Source organism: [Micrococcus luteus] ATCC 49442 (assembly GCF_010367585.1).
In the GTDB taxonomy this organism is placed as follows: Bacteria; Actinomycetota; Actinomycetes; order Actinomycetales; family Micrococcaceae; genus Arthrobacter; species Arthrobacter luteus_A.
The window spans coordinates 327,398-345,257 of record NZ_JAAAXP010000001.1 but is presented as its reverse complement, the minus strand read 5'-3'; the positions used below and the strand labels follow the sequence as shown (position 1 = coordinate 345,257).

General features: G+C 65.4%; 16 protein-coding genes. 6 read left to right on the top strand and 10 right to left on the bottom strand.

Annotation, left to right across the window (positions count from 1 at the left end; genetic code table 11):
- Positions 1-77 precede the first annotated feature (77 nt).
- Complete coding sequence (locus GUV69_RS01575; protein ID WP_164206113.1) at positions 78-3,290, top strand: efflux RND transporter permease subunit; 3,213 nt, start codon at positions 78-80, stop codon at positions 3,288-3,290.
- A 96-nt stretch (positions 3,291-3,386) separates the two neighbouring features.
- On the opposite strand, the gene GUV69_RS01570 is transcribed toward GUV69_RS01575, so the two are convergent.
- Genes GUV69_RS01570 through GUV69_RS01560 form a run of 3 tightly spaced genes read right to left on the bottom strand, consistent with a single transcriptional unit; the run spans position 3,387 to position 6,065 of the window.
- Complete coding sequence (locus tag GUV69_RS01570; protein WP_164199121.1) at positions 3,387-4,196, bottom strand: ABC transporter ATP-binding protein; 810 nt, start codon at positions 4,194-4,196, stop codon at positions 3,387-3,389.
- Between the two features lie 14 nt (positions 4,197-4,210).
- Positions 4,211-5,233: an ABC transporter substrate-binding protein gene (locus GUV69_RS01565; protein ID WP_164199119.1), complete on the bottom strand. Its 1,023-nt coding sequence runs from the start codon at positions 5,231-5,233 to the stop codon at positions 4,211-4,213.
- A 37-nt stretch (positions 5,234-5,270) separates the two neighbouring features.
- The gene (locus tag GUV69_RS01560; protein WP_208786566.1) at positions 5,271-6,065 is read right to left on the bottom strand and encodes an ABC transporter permease; all 795 of its coding nucleotides are present in this window, start codon (positions 6,063-6,065) and stop codon (positions 5,271-5,273) included.
- 343 nt (positions 6,066-6,408) lie between these two features.
- Here GUV69_RS01560 and GUV69_RS01555 point away from each other — a divergent pair, with 343 nt between their 5' ends.
- Positions 6,409-7,518 carry an LLM class flavin-dependent oxidoreductase gene (locus GUV69_RS01555; RefSeq protein ID WP_164199115.1) on the top strand — a complete coding sequence of 370 codons (1,110 nt, stop codon included), beginning with the start codon at positions 6,409-6,411 and terminating at the stop codon, positions 7,516-7,518.
- A complete protein-coding gene (locus tag GUV69_RS01550) occupies positions 7,518-7,988 on the top strand; it encodes a MarR family winged helix-turn-helix transcriptional regulator (protein WP_164206111.1) in 471 nt (156 codons plus the stop codon). The genes GUV69_RS01555 and GUV69_RS01550 overlap by 1 nt, the downstream gene beginning before the upstream one ends.
- A 32-nt stretch (positions 7,989-8,020) precedes the next feature.
- Here the strand turns inward: GUV69_RS01550 and GUV69_RS01545 are convergent, their stop codons facing one another.
- Together GUV69_RS01545 and GUV69_RS01540 are read right to left on the bottom strand one after the other, a co-directional pair.
- Complete coding sequence (locus tag GUV69_RS01545; RefSeq protein ID WP_164199113.1) at positions 8,021-8,827, bottom strand: transglutaminase-like domain-containing protein; 807 nt, start codon at positions 8,825-8,827, stop codon at positions 8,021-8,023.
- A 71-nt stretch (positions 8,828-8,898) separates the two neighbouring features.
- Positions 8,899-9,717, bottom strand: coding sequence for a hypothetical protein (locus GUV69_RS01540; RefSeq protein ID WP_244292586.1), 819 nt, complete (start codon positions 9,715-9,717; stop codon positions 8,899-8,901).
- Between the two features lie 93 nt (positions 9,718-9,810).
- On the opposite strand from GUV69_RS01540, the gene GUV69_RS01535 reads away from it, so the two are divergent.
- From GUV69_RS01535 to GUV69_RS01525, 3 genes are read left to right on the top strand one after another with little or no spacing between them, the layout of a single operon-like run.
- Positions 9,811-10,473 carry a DUF1684 domain-containing protein gene (locus GUV69_RS01535; protein WP_164199111.1) on the top strand — a complete coding sequence of 221 codons (663 nt, stop codon included), beginning with the start codon at positions 9,811-9,813 and terminating at the stop codon, positions 10,471-10,473.
- 56 nt (positions 10,474-10,529) lie between these two features.
- The gene (locus GUV69_RS01530; RefSeq protein WP_164199109.1) at positions 10,530-11,378 is read left to right on the top strand and encodes a fumarylacetoacetate hydrolase family protein; all 849 of its coding nucleotides are present in this window, start codon (positions 10,530-10,532) and stop codon (positions 11,376-11,378) included.
- A gap of 17 nt (positions 11,379-11,395) precedes the next feature.
- Positions 11,396-11,887: a GtrA family protein gene (locus tag GUV69_RS01525; RefSeq protein ID WP_164199107.1), complete on the top strand. Its 492-nt coding sequence runs from the start codon at positions 11,396-11,398 to the stop codon at positions 11,885-11,887.
- Positions 11,888-11,974: 87 nt separating this feature from the next.
- Here GUV69_RS01525 and GUV69_RS01520 read toward each other — a convergent pair whose 3' ends face one another.
- The 5 genes from GUV69_RS01520 to GUV69_RS01500 are packed head-to-tail and all read right to left on the bottom strand — an operon-like array spanning position 11,975 to position 17,804.
- Positions 11,975-13,132, bottom strand: coding sequence for a cysteine desulfurase family protein (locus tag GUV69_RS01520; protein WP_164199105.1), 1,158 nt, complete (start codon positions 13,130-13,132; stop codon positions 11,975-11,977).
- A gap of 10 nt (positions 13,133-13,142) precedes the next feature.
- Complete coding sequence (nadC, locus tag GUV69_RS01515) at positions 13,143-14,012, bottom strand: carboxylating nicotinate-nucleotide diphosphorylase (protein WP_164199103.1); 870 nt, start codon at positions 14,010-14,012, stop codon at positions 13,143-13,145.
- Positions 14,009-15,739 (bottom strand): L-aspartate oxidase, encoded by a 1,731-nt coding sequence (gene nadB / locus GUV69_RS01510; RefSeq protein WP_164199101.1) that lies wholly within the window; start codon positions 15,737-15,739, stop codon positions 14,009-14,011. The genes nadC and nadB overlap by 4 nt, the downstream gene beginning before the upstream one ends.
- A 35-nt stretch (positions 15,740-15,774) precedes the next feature.
- The gene (gene nadA, locus GUV69_RS01505) at positions 15,775-17,097 is read right to left on the bottom strand and encodes a quinolinate synthase NadA (protein ID WP_164199099.1); all 1,323 of its coding nucleotides are present in this window, start codon (positions 17,095-17,097) and stop codon (positions 15,775-15,777) included.
- A complete protein-coding gene (locus GUV69_RS01500) occupies positions 17,094-17,804 on the bottom strand; it encodes an NUDIX hydrolase (RefSeq protein WP_208786690.1) in 711 nt (236 codons plus the stop codon). The genes nadA and GUV69_RS01500 overlap by 4 nt, the downstream gene beginning before the upstream one ends.
- Between the last annotated feature and the right edge of the window lie 56 nt (positions 17,805-17,860).

Here is a 17,860-nt window from a genome sequence, read left to right as displayed (position 1 = left end):
GCCGGTCTGGCGGGCGAATCAGGCCTGGCGGGCAGGTCGTGTCCCAGCAGTCCGTCAACCCCACAGGAGACCTTGCGATGTTCCGGCTGGCACAACTTTCACTGGCAAACCGGGCGCTGATCGCGCTGATCACCGTCTTCGCATCGGTGTTCGGCGTGATCACCATGTCATCGCTGAAGCAGGAACTCATTCCGTCCATCGAGTTTCCGCAGATAACCGTCCTGACCGCCATGCCCGGCGCCTCGCCGGAAGTGGTTGACAAACAGGTCAGCGCACCGCTGGAGACCGCCTTGAACGGGGTGGAGGGCCTGGAGTCAACGTCCTCGACATCCCGTAACGGCTCCTCCCAGATCACCATGGTCTTCACCTACGGGACCAACCTGGACCGGGCCCGGAACCAGATTGACCGGGCCATCTCCAACGCCAAGCGTGCCCTGCCCGAGGACGTGCAGCCGCAGGCGTTCGCCGGCAGCATCAGCGACTTCCCCATCGTGTTCCTGGCGGTGTCCTCGGACAAACCGCTCAGTGAGCTGAACGCCGACCTCCAGCGGCTCTCCGTTCCCCGGCTCCAGAAAATCGACGGCGTCCGCGGCGCCGATGTGACCGGCGGAGCGACCCTGCACATCGAGGTCCTCCCCCGGCCCGAGGCAATGGCCGCGTCCGGCGCCACCATTGAGTCCATCCGGAATGCGTTGGGCAACAACGGCTCCCTGATCCCGGCGGGCACCATCGAGGAGCAGGGCAAAACCCTGTCCCTGCAGATCGGCAGCCCGGTGGATTCGCTGGACACCATCAAGTCGCTGCCACTGGGCGGCGCGAAAAACGGTGCCACGATCGGCACGGTGGCGGATGTCAGCCTGCGCGACGACGAACGCACGTCCATCACCCGGACGAACGGCGAGGAGACCCTGGCAGTCTCGGTCACCAAAAAGCCCGAAGGCGACACGGTGGGCATTTCCCACGCAGTGAACGACTCGCTGGCCGACCTTGAGGCCGAGCTGGGATCCAACGCCAAGTTCACGGCCGTGTTCGATCAGGCGCCGTTCATCGAGAAGTCCATCAAGGACCTCACCACCGAGGGTCTGCTGGGGCTTGGCTTTGCTGTGGCCGTCATCCTCGTGTTCCTGATGTCCACCCGCTCCACCCTGGTGACGGCGGTGTCCATTCCGCTCTCGCTCCTGGTGACCTTCATCGGGCTCTCGGCGACCGGCTACTCGCTGAACATTCTGACCCTGGGCGGGCTCACCATCGCCATCGGCCGGGTGGTGGACGACTCCATCGTGGTGATCGAGAACATCAAGCGGCACCTGAGCTACGGCGAGGAGAAGGTCGCCGCCATCCTTACCGCCATCCGCGAAGTGGCCGGCGCCATCACCGCCTCGACGCTGACCACAGTGGCAGTCTTCCTGCCCATCGCCTTCGTTGGCGAGCTGGCCGGCGAACTGTTCCGCCCGTTCGCGCTGACAGTCACCATGGCCCTGCTGGCCTCCCTGCTGGTGTCCCTGACCATCGTCCCCGTGCTCGCCTACTGGTTCCTCAAGAGCCCGGCCACCGCCGCACCCGGTTCAGCCGCCGCACGTGAAGCGGCCGCCGCTGCCCTGGCCAAAGCCCACGAAGCGGAACAAAAGAGCCCGCTCCAGCGCGCGTACCTGCCGATCCTCAGCAAGACCCAGAAGCATCCGGTCTGGACGCTGGTTGCCGCCCTGCTGGTGCTCGGCGGGACGGGCGCCATGACTCCGCTGCTTGCAACCAACCTCCTGGGCGACTCCGGCCAGAACAGCATGACCGTCCGCCAGGTGATGCCGGCGGGCACGAGCCTGGCGGACACCAGCTCGGCAGCCGTGAAGCTCGAAGAGGTCCTCCGCGGCATCGACGGCGTCAAGAATGTCCAGGTCACGTCCGGCAACGCCCAGGCGGGCTTTGCCGCGCTGACCTCCTCCGGCTCCTCCAACTCCACCTTTACTGTGGTGACGGATGAAAAGGCGAACCAGGCCAGGCTCCAGGAAACAGTCCGCACGGAACTGGCCAAGGTGGCCGGTTCCGGAAAGGTCACCGTGGGCTCCCAGCAGGGCGGCTTCGGAACCTCCTCCACAGTGGACATCACCATCAAGGCGGCCACGTCCGAGGATCTCCGCACGGCCAGTGACGCCATGGTGGAGGCCATGACCGGCGTCCCGGAAACCAGTGAAGTGACCACCAACCTGGCCGCCAGCCAGCCCGTGGTCCAGGTCAAGGTGGACCGGGCCAAGACAGCCGCCGCAGGACTGAACGAGGAACAGGTGGCCGGCGTCCTCGCCGCCACCATCAGTCCTATCCCGGCCGGAACCGTCCGGATCGACACCAACGACTTCCCGGTGCAGATCGGCAAGGGCACCCGGTTCACCAGCATCGAGGCGGTGCGCAACATCGCCCTGCCGGCAGGCGCTGTTCCGGTGACCCTGGGCAGCATTGCCTCTGTGGAACAGGTGGACGTCCCGGTCTCCATTACCGCAAGCAACGGTCAGCGGACCGCGAAAGTGTCAGTCACGCCGTCGGGCTCCAACCTTGGCGCGGTGAACGCAGAAGTGCAGAAGCGCCTTGCGGAAGTCAGCCTCCCGCCGGGTGTCACCGCGGAACTCGGCGGCGCCACCACCCAGCAGGCGGAATCCTTCCAGCAGCTGGGCCTGGCCCTCCTCGCGGCCATCGCCATTGTGTACGTCATCATGGTGGCAACCTTCAAGTCCCTGATCCAGCCGCTGATCCTGCTGGTCTCCGTGCCCTTCGCAGCCACCGGAGCCGTGGCCCTGCTGCTGGCGACCGGCGTTCCCCTCGGGCTGCCATCGCTGATCGGGATGCTGATGCTCGTGGGCATCGTGGTCACCAACGCCATTGTGCTCATCGATCTCATCAACCAGTACCGGCAGCCCCGCAACGGCCTGCCCGGGATGACCGTGGCTGACGCCATCACCCACGGCGCGCGGCAGCGCCTGCGTCCCATCCTGATGACCGCCCTGGCCACCGTTTTCGCCCTGACCCCCATGGCCCTCGGCCTGACCGGCGGCGGGGGCTTTATCTCCCAGCCCCTGGCCGTCGTAGTGATCGGCGGGCTGGTGTCCTCCACTGCCCTGACCCTGGTGCTGGTGCCCGTGCTGTACCGGCTCGTGGAGGGGCGCCGGGAACGCAGGCAGCTGCTGCGTGAGCTCCAGGAGCGGCCGGAGTTTTCGGCCGCGGACGACGTCGATGCAGAGTTCAGTGACTGGACCACCGGCGCCACTCCCAAGGTCAGCGGCCGCCGCGCCGCCCCGGAGTAGACGTAATTCACAGGTAAACGCAAGGGAGGGGACAGCAATTTTGCTGTCCCCTCCCTTGCCAGACTCAGCTGGTGCGGCTGACGCCGCTCGCCTCACCTAGTCAGCACTGTGGGATGCCCCCAGCAGTTCCCGAACACGGGCCGAAACCCGCACGAAGTCCGGGTCCTCCATGGTCGCAGCGTAGTCACGATGCTCACCGAGCGGCACGTCAAGGGTTTCGAGGATCGTGCCTGGCCGCGCGCTCATGACCACCACGCGGTTGGCAAGGAAAACAGCTTCGGCCACGGAGTGGGTCACCAGGATGACCGTTGTACCGGTCTCGCGCCAGATGCGATGCAGTTCGATGTTCATGCGTTCCCGGGTCAGGGCGTCCAGCGCTCCGAACGGTTCATCCATGAGCAGGACGTCAGGCTCATGGAGAAGCGCACGGCAGAGGGAAACCCGTTGCTGCATACCGCCTGATAGCTCATGTGGGAAGGCCTTCTCAAATCCCCCAAGACCGGTCATCTCGATCAGCTCATCTGCCCGCCGGGCTGCCTTGGATTTATCCATGCCACGCATTTCGGCTTGAAGCAGGATGTTGCCACGCACGTTCCGCCACTCAAGAAGTGCGGCCCGCTGGAAGACGTATCCGATATCGCGGCGCGGGCCCCTAACCTGCTCGCCGCGGAGTTGGGCCCGGCCGCCGGTCGCAAGGGTCAGGCCGGCCACCACTTTCAGCAGGGTGGACTTTCCGCATCCCGAGGGGCCTGCAATCGAGAGGAATTCACCCTGTTCCACCTTGAGGTTGATGTCGTCGAGGGCGGTCACTTTGCTGCGTTTGGTCGAATACGTGATGTTGAGGTTTTCGATGGTCACAACCGGTTTCGTTGTCGTCACCGGCTTCTCGTGCACAAGGGCTGTCATGTCGTTCTCAGCTTTCACTTTGGCTGGTACTGCGAATCGAAATATTTGGACGCGTCGCTACCTTCTCCGATGAGGCCCGCACCGGACAGCGTCTTGATTGTTGCGGCCCAGTCAGCAGAATCATTGATGCCCGGGTTCTTGCCTTTTGTAGCCGACGTATTGAGCAGTTTGATAGTTTCTGTCCACTGTTCCAGAACTACGGCCTGCGCCGGGACCTGGGGGTCTTTGCCTTCCATCGACTTAGCCGCCGCTTCGGGATCGGCGATGGCCGCGCTGAACGACTCTGAGACGGCAGCCATCATCTCCTTTGCCAAGGCAGGGTTCTTGGCTAAGTAGTCATCGGAGGAAATAAGGCCGTTCGAATAGAAGTTGATGCCCTCGTCGGAGTAGCGCAAGTACGTCATAGCCTTGCCGCTCTTGGCTGCAATGCTCGGCCCCTGGTCGTGGGCGAATCCAATCAGGCCATCGACCTTGTTGGAGAGGACCGCCGCGACCTTTCCTGCAGCGTCGAGGTTCTGCTGCTTCACATCCGTCTCCGCAAGGCCTGCCGCCTTCAGAAAGAGCGGAAAGGTAACACTGGGTGCATCTCCGGCCGACATGGCGATGGTTTTGCCTTTGAGATCGGCAACTGTTTTGATTCCGGAGTCAGTGAAGACCTGCACAGCAGAGGGAGTGGTCTGCAGGTAGACCCCAAGGCTCTTCACCTTGACGCCCTTATCGACGTTGGCCAGGACGGCCGGGGTATCGGCCCAGCCAAAGTCCATCTGGCCCTGGCCTGTTGCCTGGACGGTCTTAGTGGAACCCTGGCCCGCCTTGATGGTCAGGTCGATGCCGTGCTTCTTGAAGATGCCCTGCTCCACTCCGTAGTAGAACGCAGCGTGCTCGCCATAGGGGTACCAGTTCAGCATCAGGGTCACGGACTCGGATTCTTCGGCTCCAGCGGCAGTGCTTTCAGGCTGTGAGGAACCTCCGCAAGCGGTGAGGGCAAGGGATGCCGCGGCGATCGCGGCTAGGACAGCGGTGCGGGTAAGTTTCATAACGTTCTCTCCATTGAGTTGTTTTTGCAGTAATGCATTAGCCGTTTGTGGATGCGCCGCCGGTGCGGCGCGACGCCTGCCACGGGACAAGGAACCACTCGGCAATCTGAATGATCGCGAAGAGCAGGATGCCCAGGACGGACATGATGATCAGCGCCGCAAAGAGCATGGCGGTGTCGATATTGCCGTTGGCCTGGAGGATGACGTAGCCAAGGCCCTCATTAGCCCCGACAAATTCCCCGACCACTGCGCCTGTCACTGCCAAGGTGGCCGCCACCTTGAGGCCGGAGAACAACTGAGGCAGCGACGCCGGCAGCCGGACCTTAAGAAATGTCTTGAAGGGATTGGCCCCCATGGTGGAGGTGAGTTCCAGGATTTCCGGATCGACGGAACGGAGGCCTGCCATACCGGATACAACGATGGGGAAAAAGGCCATCAGCACCGCGACCCAGATCTTCGGCTCCAATCCAAAGCCAAGCCAGACAACAAACAAGGGAGCTATAGCGATCTTCGGAATCACCTGGGCAAACAGGATGATGGGGTACATGGTCTTCTCCAGGGACCGCGAATAGACCATCAACACCGCGACCAGCTCACCCAGAAGAATGGCTATGACAAATCCCAAGACGGTCTCCAGCGTTGTTACACCAGTGTGTTGGGCGAGATAAGTGCCGTTCTCACTCAGTGCGCTGAGGGTGTCCTGCGGGCTGGGAAGGATGAAGGGAGCCACCCACTTCTGCGCGGTGACCAGCCACCAGACGAGCACGAGGGCGACGACAAAGGAAACCGGCCGCCAGAACTCTGCTGCCCATTTCAGGGCGACGTTGTTCATGCGCAGACGTGGCTCCGTTCCGGGGCCTTGCTGTTGGGACGGGACACTCAGCGCTCGGGCATCGCTGACAGTTGATGGCATAGTGATTCTCCGCTTTAGAAAGGGACAGAAGCTTGGAATGCGCTTTCCTGATCCACAATCTAGAGTGATTCCCACCACATGTCAAAGCTCTTGATAAAAGGAGTCACGTTGCCGGGCAAGCCCTTTCCCAATATCGGCCGCTCGGCGAGTCACTGGGAATATTTCCTACCGTGGGGCGTTGTACGCATCGATACATGCAAACGCATGAAGATCGGGTATAGTGGACGTAAGCCAAGAGAAGTCCAGGAACGGAAGGCACACCATGCAGATCGGCGTATTCAGCGTCAGTGACATCACCACTGACCCCACCACCGGCCGGACGCCCACGGAGAACGAGCGCATCAAGGCGTCCGTGGCGATCGCCAGGAAGGTCGAAGAAATCGGCATGGATGTCTACGCCATCGGCGAGCACCACAACCGCCCCTTCTTCTCCTCCTCCCCCACCACCACCCTTGCCTACATCGCCGCGCAGACCGAGCGGATCACGCTGTCCACGGCCACCACGCTCATCACCACCAACGATCCGGTCAAGATCGCCGAAGACTTCGCCATGCTCCAGCACCTGGCTGACGGCCGCGTTGACCTGGTCCTGGGCCGCGGCAACACGGCCCCTGTCTACCCCTGGTTCGGCAAGAACATCCAGGACGGCGTTGAACTGGCCATCGAGAACTACAGCCTGCTGCGCCGGCTTTGGGACGAGGACACGGTCAACTGGTCCGGCAAGTTCCGCACGCCGCTGCAGAACTTCACCTCCACCCCGCGCCCGCTCGACGGCGTGGCCCCCTTTGTGTGGCACGGCTCCATCCGCACGCCGCAGATCGCCGAAGTGGCCGCTTATTACGGCGACGGCTTCTTCGCGAACAACATCTTTTGGCCCAAGGAGCATTACCAGCAGCTGATCGGTCTCTACCGTGAGCGCTACGAGCACTACGGCCACGGCACGGCGGACCAGGCCATCGTGGGCCTCGGCGGCCAGTTCTTCATGCGCAAGAACTCCCAGGACGCGGTCAAGGAATTCCGCCCCTACTTCGACAATGCGCCCGTTTACGGGCACGGACCGTCGATGGAGGACTTCACCTCCCAGACTCCGCTCACCGTGGGAAGCCCGCAGGAAGTCATCGAGAAGACCCTGACGTTCCGTGAGTACTTCGGCGACTACCAGCGCCAGCTGTTCCTGATCGACCATGCAGGGCTGCCGCTGAAAACCGTCCTGGAGCAGCTGGACCTCTTCGGCGAGGAAGTTCTCCCGGTTCTGCGCAAGGAGTACGCCGCCAAGAAGCCGGCCCACGTGCCGGAGCCCCCAACGCACGCCGGCCGGGTGGCTGCCCTCATGGCAACGCAGGCCAACGAAAAAGCATCCTCGGAGGCATGATGGCTGCCGAAGGGAAGGAATCGCCGAGCCGGCTGGCGGCGGAGACCTGGGAGTCCCTTTTCCGGGCGCAGGTTGCGGTCATGCGCAAGCTCCAGGCAGGCAAGGCATTCAAGAACGTGGCCATCAACGAGTACGACGTCCTGTTCACGCTCTCCCGGTGCCCGTCCGGCTGGCTGCGGCTCAACGAACTCAATGACCACGTCCTGCTGAGCCAGTCGAGCCTGAGCAGGCTGGTGGAGCGGCTGGAAAAGCGCGGACTCGTGGTCCGGCAGCCCGCCCCGGACGACGGCCGCGGGGTATTGCTGAAACTGACTGATGAGGGCGCCGCCCTCCAGAAGGAGATTGGCCGCGAGCACGTACGGGACATCTCCAGCCTGGTGGGGCCCGCCCTGACAGCCGCCGAGCAAAAGGAACTTCAGCGGCTGACAGAGAAGCTGCGGCATTCGGTCGGGACGAGGACCGGCAAGTAGCCTCCGCGGGTAGTGCCGGGCCGCTTTTGCAGTTAGCCCAGCACTACCAGTGCGGAGGGGTCCTCCATCGGCAACGTTCCGTTGACCACAGCGGTGACGCGAAGCTCGTTCAGGGTCAGGCGTCCGCCCACGGTGGACAGGAACGCCGTGTCGGAGGAGTCCCGCCCGGCGGTGATCCGCAGCATCGACTCCCGCGGGGCCAGGCCTGTGGGGTCGATGATGTGCCAGGCGCCGTCGACATACGCCTCGGCTACAGCGTGGAAATCCATGGGCGTCAGCCCGGGCGCATAGACCGCGCTGAGCCGCGCCGGGATGTCCTTGGAACGCAGCAGGGCGATAGCGAGGTGGGCGAAGTCCCGGCACACACCGCGGCGGTGCAGTAGCGTCTCCACAGCGCCGTCCGTGCCACGGGAGGAACCGCTGATGTACCTCAACTCGCCATAGACCCAGCTCCGCACGGCCTGAAGCAGTTCCACACCGTGAAGTCCGCCGAATTCGGCGTAGGCGGTGGGCAGGAGCCTGTCGGATTCCGCGTAGCGGCTGGGCCGGACGTAACGGATGAGGTCCGCCAGGGTTACCTCTTCAGGCAGGGCCTTACCGGCCACTGTCGCAGAGTACTCAACAGTCACTTCGGTGGGCCCGGCGAACTCCATGTAGTGGAGGCGGCCGCCGTGATGGTCTGCAAGTTCGCGTACCGGAACGGTGTCCCCTTCCGCCGTAACGGTCAAGGATTCTTCAAACGAGGTGAAGCCGGAATTTTTGGCCACGGCGATCGCCAGGGCTGCTTTTGTATCAGCCACGGTCTTAAAGACCATGCGTGCGGCAACGGTGCGTTCCATGTATCTCCGGGGTGTGAGGCAGCGGCAGAACGTCCCGCTCTGTCCCGGCATTGATGGAGCCGGAGGCGGGACTAGTTTTTGATCTCCAGAGACATTAGCATCCGCTGCACGTTCGCGAAGTCCGAGCTCTCATCAACGTACTCTGCGGCCTGGCCCAAGGTGTCAAACGGCTTGGCCGGGGCCACTTTTTCATCAGGGGCAAAAGCCTTCAGGACACTGACGTCCCCGAAAGAATAGTCGCCTTTCCCGGCGGGACCGCGGACCACGTTGCGCAGCTCGCAGACCTGCCCGTCCGCTCCGCCCACAATGTTGGTGATGCCGTACGAGCCGAAGTACCGGTACCCCTGGATCACGCGGAACACCACGTGCGGTGCGATGGTACCTTCTCGGGCCAACCCCGGAAGTTCCACCGGCACGCTGCTGATGACGGTGTAGGGCTTCCTGCCCGCGTCCGGGCAGGAAGAGTCCGACGGCGGCAGTCCCGTCCGCAGGGCAGCCATGTAGGTGCCGTCCTGCTTTTTCACCTCGATCTTCAAGGCACCAGCCAGTGTGCCCTCCTCGGGGGTGACAGACTGGGCAATCCATTCCTCGGGCAGGTCAAAACTGACCGTCCGGGCGGGATCGGTGAAGGTTTTCCAGGCTGAGGCAGTGGCGGCCGGGCCGGGACTCGCGGCGCCTGATGTTCCCGGCGTCGGGGCAGGTTCCGAGGCCGGCGCAGCACCGCCGGAAGCCGACTCGCCGGGGGCGGAGGGACCGGGGGCGGAGGCCGTGCCAGGCTGCGCCGTCCACGCCGGGCCGCCGCCGCCCGGCGCGCTGCACCCCGCGGCGAGGACGCCGGCCATCAGAAGTCCCGCGGTCCGCAGTCCCCACGATGTCATTCTGAACGTCATGCAGCCAGCCTAGTGGCGGTCAGCCGTGCGCCGGGGCGGTGCCGCGTGTCGCTGCCGGACTTTCCCGCTCGACTTGGGACTAGGCTTGGGGCTATGTCGGTAGATCAGCATGGCGTGGACCAAGGAAGCCTGGCGGACATCTCCGCCCTCGATATTGCTGACTGGCGGCTGCGGACGTTTGCCCTCTACGACACAGTCCGGAAGATTGCCGCGGAAAGCCCCGAGGAAGCCCACTCCCATTGGCGGCATGAGCGCGACCGCATGTTCGCAACCCATCCGGCGTCCGCCCTCACACCGCAGGACAAGGCACAGTTCTCCGGCCTGAAGACTGCCGACTACGACCCCATTTACCGGTTTTACGTGCCACTCACCCTTGAGGGTGCCGGCCGCGAAATGAGCGTGGAAACAGCCACCGACGGCGTGGTGCATTTTGTCCGGCTGGGCACGTTCGACCTTCCTGAACTGGGTCAGCTCGGTGTGTGGAAGCTGCATGGCTACGGCGGCGGAATTTTCGTTCCCTTCCGGGACGCCACCGCAGGTCAGCCCGGTGGAACCTACGGCGCCGGCCGGTACCTGCTGGACACCATCAAGGGTGCTTTCCATGGAGTCCAGGGCTCCGGGCCCGGCGCCGAGTTCGTCCTGGACTTCAACTTTGCCTACAACCCGTCCTGTGCTTACAACGAAGCCTGGGCCTGTCCGCTTCCCGGACCCTCGAACCGCCTGGCCGTCGAGATTCCGGTGGGCGAGCTGTACTGACCGGCGTTCCCGTCACACAGCCGGCCCCTCAGCACGGCAGGACGTAGGATGTCTTCATGACTCCCAGCGCTCCCCGCCGTATTGCCCGTGTCCGCCCGATCCCGGCAGCGGCTTCAGATGAGCATTTCTTCGTCGCCAACGGTTCGCCGGACTTCGGCTCCGAGGCCGGCCGGTATTGGACAGTCGTTGACTCCCCGTTCGCCGGATCCAGGGCGAACGCCACCAGCCCGGCCCGGCCCGGCTGGGAGACCGGCGACGTGGTGGGCCAGGACTCCTTCGTTTTCCTGGCCCCGTCTGTTCCGGTCAACGTCCTGGGCATGGCACACAACACCGGCCTCCCCGGCCGCGACCTTCCCCCGCAGGCGTTCCACAAAGCCGCCTCGAGCGTGATCGGACCGGGCGACGCCATCGAACTGAGCTCCACCGTGGGATACGTGGACCCGGAAGCTGAACTGACTGTCGTCGTCGGGCACACAGTCCGGGGCCTGACATTGGAGACGGCCCGGAGCGCCGTCCTGGGATTCACCATCGGCAATGACGTCTCCGCGCGTGACCTGCAGAAATCGGACGAACTGTGGATCAGCGCCAAGAGCCAGGACACCTTCACCCCCGTTGGCCCGTGGATTGTCACCGGACTCGACGACGCAGACCTGTCCATCGGCATCGTCCACAACGGCACCGAACTGAAGCCGGCCAGCAGTGCGGACCTGGGCTGGAAGGTCGATGAAATCCTGGTCTATCTCAGCTCATTCATGACGCTTCACGCGGGCGATCTGGTGCTCACCGGCTTCCCGGCAGAGTGCGCACGTATCCACCCCGGCGACACCGTGGTGTGCCGCGTCCAGGGCATCGGGGAACTCAGCAACCCGGTCAAGGCCGCGTCGTGGGAGGAAACCCCGGCCTGATCTGTCAGGCTGGATCCATGGAGACCCCTGCTGCGCCCGCCGCCCGGCTGGCGCAGCAGCCCGCCCGTGGCGCGCCGGCCACCCGTCACTACCCCGGCATCTTCAGGTTTCCGGTGGTGCGCCAGCTGATCCGCTTCACCGGCGTGGGCATCATCTGCACGGCATCCTCGCTGGCTCTGTACGTGTTGCTCCGCCAATGGATTGACCCGCAGCTCGCCAACGCAGCCGCGCTGATCGTCACCTCGGTTATGAACACCGCACTGAACCGCCGGCTGACGTTCAAGATCACGTCCAACCGGAAGCGGACACAGGATCACCTGAACGGTCTGATCGTGATCGTCATTGCGCTACTCATTACCGGCAGCAGCCTCGGGATCCTGCACTGGCTCCATCCGCAAGCCACCGTGGCCGACGAACTCCTGACCACCACGCTCTCCGGGTTTGTTGCCACGGCCGTGCGGTTCACATTGCTTCGGCACTGGATTTTCCGCCGCGCCCGCCACATCTGAGCTCCCGCTCCCAAGTAAGTAGCGCGATCTGTCGTTTTGAGGGCCCAAAACGACAGATAGGGCTACTTAGTTGGGCTGGCCCGGGCGTCAGGTGCGGCCGAGGGTCCGGACGCTTCCGACGGCGGTGCCCACGGCTTCGGCGGCCGCCGCCAGTTCCTCCCTGGTCACCGATGACGTAAAACTAAACCGCACCGCCGTCTGGGCCACTTCCGCCTCAAAGCCCAGTGCGGTCAGGACCGGCGAGGGCGCATCGGATCCGGCGGCACATGCCGACCCGCTTGAGCACACCACGCCCTGCCGCTCCAGCTCGAGGAGGACCGATTCCCCGCTGGTGCCGGGAAAGCAGAACGACGCCACGGACGGCAGCCGCTCGGTCGGGTGGCCGGTGAGGACAGCGCCGGGAACGGCGTGGAGGACGTCCCGGATAAAACCGTCGCGCAGGGCCGTCACATGGTCCGCCGTCTGCAGTTGAGCGGTGTGCGCCAAAGCCAGTGCGGTGGCCAGGCCCACCGCCCCGGCCACATTCTCGGTCCCGGACCGCTTGCCCCGCTCCTGGCCGCCGCCGTGGAGCAGCGGTTCGATACGCGTCCGGCCCCGGACGTACAGCACGCCGCAGCCTTTGGGAGCTCCCAGTTTGTGGCCGGACATGCTGAGGGCGTCCACGCCGAGCGCCTTGACGTCCACAGGCAGCCACCCTGCGGCCTGCACGGCATCGGTATGGAAGGGCACCCCGTGGGCCCGGGCCAGTTCCGCCAGCTCCGCGACCGGCTGGACGGTGCCCACTTCATTGTTGGCGTACATGATGCTGACCAGTGCCGTCTCCGGCCGGAGGACGGCCGCGAGCGCCCGGGGTGTCACCAGCCCGGTGCTGTCCACCGGAACCACGTCCACGCTGAAGCCGTGGAACCGTGCCAGGTAGTGTGCCGACTCCTCCACCGCGGGATGTTCGACGGCGCTGATCACCACCCGGTTGAGTGCCGGGTCCGCAGCCTGCCGGGCCAGGGCGATGCCCTTGAGGGCCAGGTTGTCCGCCTCCGTGCCGCCAGAGGTGAAAGTCACTTCACCGGGACGGCAGCCGAGCACCTTCGCAACAGTTGCCCGGGCGTCTGCGAGCGCGGAGGCAGCGGCCTCGCCCAGGGAGTGGTGGCTGGACGGGTTGCCGAATTCGCCGCTCAGGTAAGGCCACATGGCCTCGAGGACTTCGCGGCGGACGGGCGTGGTGGCGGCGGCGTCGAGGAAGATCATGGCACGCCCATCAGAGGTTCAGCTCGACGTCCAGGCCCAGGTCCAGTGCCGCCACGGTGTGCGTGAGCCCGCCGATGGAGATGACATCCACACCGGCGGCGGCAATCTCGGCGACGGTACCCAGGTTCACGTTGCCACTGGCTTCCACGATGGCCCGGCCGTCAACCTGCTTCACGCCGGCGCGCAGCTCATCGATGGTGAAGTTGTCGAGCATGATGGTGTCCACCCCGGCCGCAAGCACAGGTTCGATCTGATCGGTGCTGTCCACTTCCACCTCGAAGTGCGTGGTGTGCCCCAGCTGGGCCTTCGCCGCGGCCAGCAGGGCGGTGAGTTTGGCGGGGTCTCCCCCGGTCATCACGGCGAGGTGGTTGTCCTTCGCCAGCACGGCATCGGACAGGCTGTAGCGGTGGTTCGCTCCCCCGCCGCAGCGGACGGCGTACCGCTCCAGGACCCGCAGGCCGGGGGTTGTCTTGCGGGTATCGGTGATGCGGGCCTTCGTCCCGCCGACGAGTTCCACGAACTCGGCCGTTTTGGTGGCGATGGCGCTCATGCGCTGGACCAGGTTGAGCCCGACGCGTTCAGCAAGCAGCACCGAGCGGGCGCTGCCGGTGACGCGCGCGAGGTGCGTGCCGGCGTCGAACGCTTCACCGTCGGCGAGCAGCAGCTCGACCTCCGTGTCCGGGTCCACCAGCTTCATGGCGTCGCGGAACACAGTTCCCCCGCTGAGCACGCCGGGCACCCGGGCGTTGAGCACCGCAGTGGCACGGGCGTCGGCCGGGATCAGCAGCTGGGAGGTGATGTCGCCGCTGGGCGCGTCCTCGGCAAACGCACGTTCCAGGATCTCCCGGACGGGTGCTGCAGGGAGGGTCAGGCTGGTCATTGGACGAGGCTCGCTTTCCGGCTCATGGTGTAACGCTGGTCAAAAGGTTCGACGGCGGCGGCCGGTGGCCTGCTGTCGCTGCGGTAATGCGCGCCAAGGGACTCCCGCCGCTCCCGCGCGGCGTGCACCAGCAGCTGGGCCGCCAGCAAAAGATTGGCATCCTCATGCTCGCGCACATCCAATGAGTCCGGCGCCTGCAAGGGAACAACATCAGCAGCCCAAACCCCCAGCAACGCACCGGCCTCCCGCAACAACACCCCATCCCGGATCACCCCGGCATGGGACGTCATCAACCGCCGAAGAGCATCCCGCGAAAACCCCCCGGGAGCAGCAAACGACATCTCCCGAGGCCCAGGTGCCGGAACAGTTTCAAACAGCCAGGAAACGGGCGCGGGCGGAGTATTTTCGGTGTCCACCCGCAGCGGCCCCGTGGGGTGCGCGGCGCCTCGGTCCGGAGACAGGAACGCTTCAACCGCCCGGCGCCCGAAGACGAGTCCTTCGAGAAGCGAGTTGCTGGCCAGCCGGTTAGCGCCCTGGACCCCGGTGCAGGCAACCTCTCCCGCAGCCAGCAGCCCGGGAACCGAGGTCCTGCCGTGAAGGTCGGTGACGACCCCGCCCATCCAGTAGTGCGCGGCAGGAGCCACGGGGACGGGTTCGCGGGTCCAGTCGATGCCTGCCTCGCGGGTGCGGGCGCTGAGGGTGGGAAACCTCCGGGCAAGGAAGCCCTCGCCCCGGCCGGCCTCGATCACGCGTGCGTCAAGGAACACGTGGCCGTTGGGGTCGCCGAGCGCGGCGAGGTGCAGGGCGATGCTGCGGGAGACCACATCCCGGGGGGCGAGTTCGGCGTCGGGGTGGTAGGCGGGCATGAACCGTTCGCCGTGGGCGTCCACAAGGATTGCGCCTTCGCCGCGGACGGCTTCGGAGATCAGCAGGGGCTCAGCCCCGTGGTTGCCGGCTTCGGCTTCGCGGGCCTGGACCGGCCGGACCATGCAGGTGGGATGGAACTGGAAGAACTCGAGGTCGGCCACGGCGGCGCCGGCGCGCCAGGCGAGGGCCAGGCCGTCGGAGGTGGCAACGGCGGGGTTGGTGGTCTGGCCGAACAGCTGTCCTGCTCCTCCGGTGGCGAGGAGGACGGCGTCGCCGTGGACGCCCAGTTCACGTCCGTCGTGGAGGAAGTTTACGCCCGTCACGCGGCCTCCGCCCTGCAGCAGGGACGTCACCTGGGCCTGCCCGATGACCTGGATTTTCCCGGCCGCCCGGGCATCGAGAACGGCGCGGATGAGCGCCCCGGCCACGCGGGCGCCCGTGGCGTCTCCGCCGGCGTGCAGGATCCGCGGCGCGGAGTGGGCAGCTTCGAGACCCAGGGCGGGATCGCCGTCGTCGTCCAAATCAAATTGCACGCCGAAGCGCTGCAGCCCGGCAATGTCGAAGCGGGCCTCGGTACAGAGGACGCGGACGGCTTCCTCGTTGCAGTGCCCGGCTCCGGCCTTGAGCGTGTCTGCGATATGCGAGGCCACGGTATCCCCGGGCGCCGGCTCGTCCAGCACCGCGGAGATGCCGCCCTGTGCGTAGTAGGTGTTGCTGTCCGCGAGCGCGCCCTTCGTCAGCATCACCACCTCCGCACCGGCGTCGGCGGCGAGCAGCGCGGCGTACAGGCCCGCTATTCCGCTCCCGACGACGATCAGCCGCCGGGGACGCGGCCGGGGGGCTGTGCTCTCTGCTGTCATGGCAGGCTCGTTTCCGTTCCGGGGTTACAACGGGATTACAGGGGGCGGGCGGCGAGCATACGCTCGAGGGCAATCTTGGCGTTGTCCTGGACTGAGTCGTCCACCGTGATGCGGTTGACGACCCGTCCCTCCACCAGCTCTTCCAGGACCCAGGCAAGGTAGCCGGGGTGGATCCGGTACATCGTGGAGCACGGGCAGATGACGGGGTCCAGGCAGAAGATGGTGTGCTGCGGGTATTCGGCGGCGAGCCGGTTGACCATGTTGATCTCGGTGCCGATTGCAAAGGTGGTTGGTTCGGTGGCCGCGGCGATTGCCTTCTTGATGAAGTCGGTGGAACCGGCCGAATCGGCTGCGTCCACCACCTCCATGGGGCATTCGGGATGCACAATCACGTTGACGCCGGGGAAATCGGCGCGGGCCTTCTCGATCTGGCCGACGTTGAAGCGCTTGTGGACCGAGCAGAAGCCGTGCCAGAGGATGACGCGGGAATCGAGCAGTGCCTGCCCGTCGTTGCCGCCGAGTTCCTTGCGCGGGTTCCACATGGGCATCTGCTCCAGCGGCACGCCCATGGCTTTGGCGGTGTTGCGGCCCAGGTGCTGGTCGGGGAAGAACAGGACACGCTGGCCCCGCTCGAACGCCCACTCCAGCACCAGCTTGGCGTTGGAGGAGGTGCAGACGATGCCGCCGTTGCGGCCGCAGAAAGCCTTCAGGGCTGCCGAGGAGTTCATGTAGGTGACCGGAATGACCGGTACCCGCCCCTCGGCGTCGGCCTCGGTGCCGAAGATCTCCTCGAGCTGTTCCCAGCATTCCTCCACGGAGTCCTCGTCAGCCATGTCCGCCATGGAGCAGCCGGCGGCGAGGTTGGGCAGGATAACGGCCTGCTCCGGCGTCGAGAGGATGTCCGCTGTCTCGGCCATGAAATGCACACCGCAGAAGATGATGGCCTCGGCGTCGGGCCGGGTGAGGGCGGCGTTGGCCAGCTGGAAGGAGTCGCCCACGAAGTCCGCGTACTGGATGACTTCGTCGCGCTGGTAGAAGTGGCCCAGGACCACGGCCCGGTCGCCCAGCTTTTCCTTGGCAGCGCGGATGCGCAGGTCCAGCTCAGCATCGCTGGCGGCCTTGTATTCCTCAGGCAGCTGGCCCTGGCGCGGGGTGGCCGCCGGTGCTACGTCGGCGCTGGAGGCGCCGGGGCCGTAGGCGGGGGCGCCTGCGAGCTCTTCGGCAAGGTCGTACTCCCACGGGCCCTTGGCCAGGGCAGGGCTGCAGGTGCCGGCTGTTTCGCCTGCGGCCGCGCGCCGTGCCGCGCCTTCGGCCTGTTCGCGCGTGATCAGCTGGATGGCTGTGTTGACGCTGCTCATGGTGTGCTCCTGTTATCTGGGTCAAGGCCGGGGCGGCCGGTGAAGCGGTAAAGACGCGGCGGGCGGTGTTTGCCGCCCTGGAGGTATTCGCCGGTTTCTTCGATTTCCGGTGTGGATTTGAGCTGGCGGCGGAAGTTTGCCGGGTCCAGCCGGGTGTCCAGGACGGCTTCGTAGACTTCCCGGACCTGGGCGAGCGTGAAGTACTCCCCCAGAAAGTGGTAGGCCACCGAACCGTAGGCCAGCTTGTTCCGCAGCCTCCAGAGCGCGTAGTCCACAATGGCGTTGTGGTCGAAAGCCAGCCCGCCCACCTTGTCCGCCCGGAACCACTTCACGTTTTCCGATTCGTCGGCCAAGGCGGCCTCGGTGGGCTGGACCAGGGCCCAGTAGACGATCGACACCACCCGCTGGGTAGGCGAGCGGTGCAGGCCGCCAAAAGCGTAGAGCTGCTCCACGTAGCTGGGAGCCAGCCCGGTGGTTTCCCGGAGGTTCCGCGACGCCGCGTCCTGCAGCGATTCGTTGTGCGTCAGCGGGCCGCCCGGGAGTGCCCAGAGGTCCTTGAACGGCTCACGGATTCTGCGAACCAGCGGGATCCAGAGGGTGGGGCGGCCCGAGGATTCACTCGGGCGCAGGGCGAAGATGACTGTGGAGATGGCGAGCGTCGGCGCTGCCACGGCGCGTTCGGAAACGTTCGCTGAACTGCTGTACAAGGCCACTCACCCGCTTCCCGCTGCATCGCGGCCACTGCGCCACGCCAACCCTTAGT

Coding starts and splice junctions, on each gene's coding strand:
- nadC (WP_164199103.1), bottom strand. CDS start 14,012: ATGACCAGCCTGACCCTCCCTGCAGCACCCGTCCGGGAGATCCTGGAA.
- GUV69_RS01520 (WP_164199105.1), bottom strand. CDS start 13,132: ATGATCTTCCTCGACGCCGCCGCCACCACGCCCGTCCGCCGCGAAGTC.
- nadB (WP_164199101.1), bottom strand. CDS start 15,739: ATGACAGCAGAGAGCACAGCCCCCCGGCCGCGTCCCCGGCGGCTGATC.
- nadA (WP_164199099.1), bottom strand. CDS start 17,097: ATGAGCAGCGTCAACACAGCCATCCAGCTGATCACGCGCGAACAGGCC.
- GUV69_RS01565 (WP_164199119.1), bottom strand. CDS start 5,233: ATGAAACTTACCCGCACCGCTGTCCTAGCCGCGATCGCCGCGGCATCC.
- GUV69_RS01550 (WP_164206111.1), top strand. CDS start 7,518: ATGGCTGCCGAAGGGAAGGAATCGCCGAGCCGGCTGGCGGCGGAGACC.
- GUV69_RS01535 (WP_164199111.1), top strand. CDS start 9,811: ATGTCGGTAGATCAGCATGGCGTGGACCAAGGAAGCCTGGCGGACATC.
- GUV69_RS01555 (WP_164199115.1), top strand. CDS start 6,409: ATGCAGATCGGCGTATTCAGCGTCAGTGACATCACCACTGACCCCACC.
- GUV69_RS01545 (WP_164199113.1), bottom strand. CDS start 8,827: ATGGAACGCACCGTTGCCGCACGCATGGTCTTTAAGACCGTGGCTGAT.
- GUV69_RS01560 (WP_208786566.1), bottom strand. CDS start 6,065: ATGAACAACGTCGCCCTGAAATGGGCAGCAGAGTTCTGGCGGCCGGTT.
- GUV69_RS01570 (WP_164199121.1), bottom strand. CDS start 4,196: ATGACAGCCCTTGTGCACGAGAAGCCGGTGACGACAACGAAACCGGTT.
- GUV69_RS01540 (WP_244292586.1), bottom strand. CDS start 9,717: ATGACGTTCAGAATGACATCGTGGGGACTGCGGACCGCGGGACTTCTG.
- GUV69_RS01525 (WP_164199107.1), top strand. CDS start 11,396: ATGGAGACCCCTGCTGCGCCCGCCGCCCGGCTGGCGCAGCAGCCCGCC.
- GUV69_RS01575 (WP_164206113.1), top strand. CDS start 78: ATGTTCCGGCTGGCACAACTTTCACTGGCAAACCGGGCGCTGATCGCG.
- GUV69_RS01530 (WP_164199109.1), top strand. CDS start 10,530: ATGACTCCCAGCGCTCCCCGCCGTATTGCCCGTGTCCGCCCGATCCCG.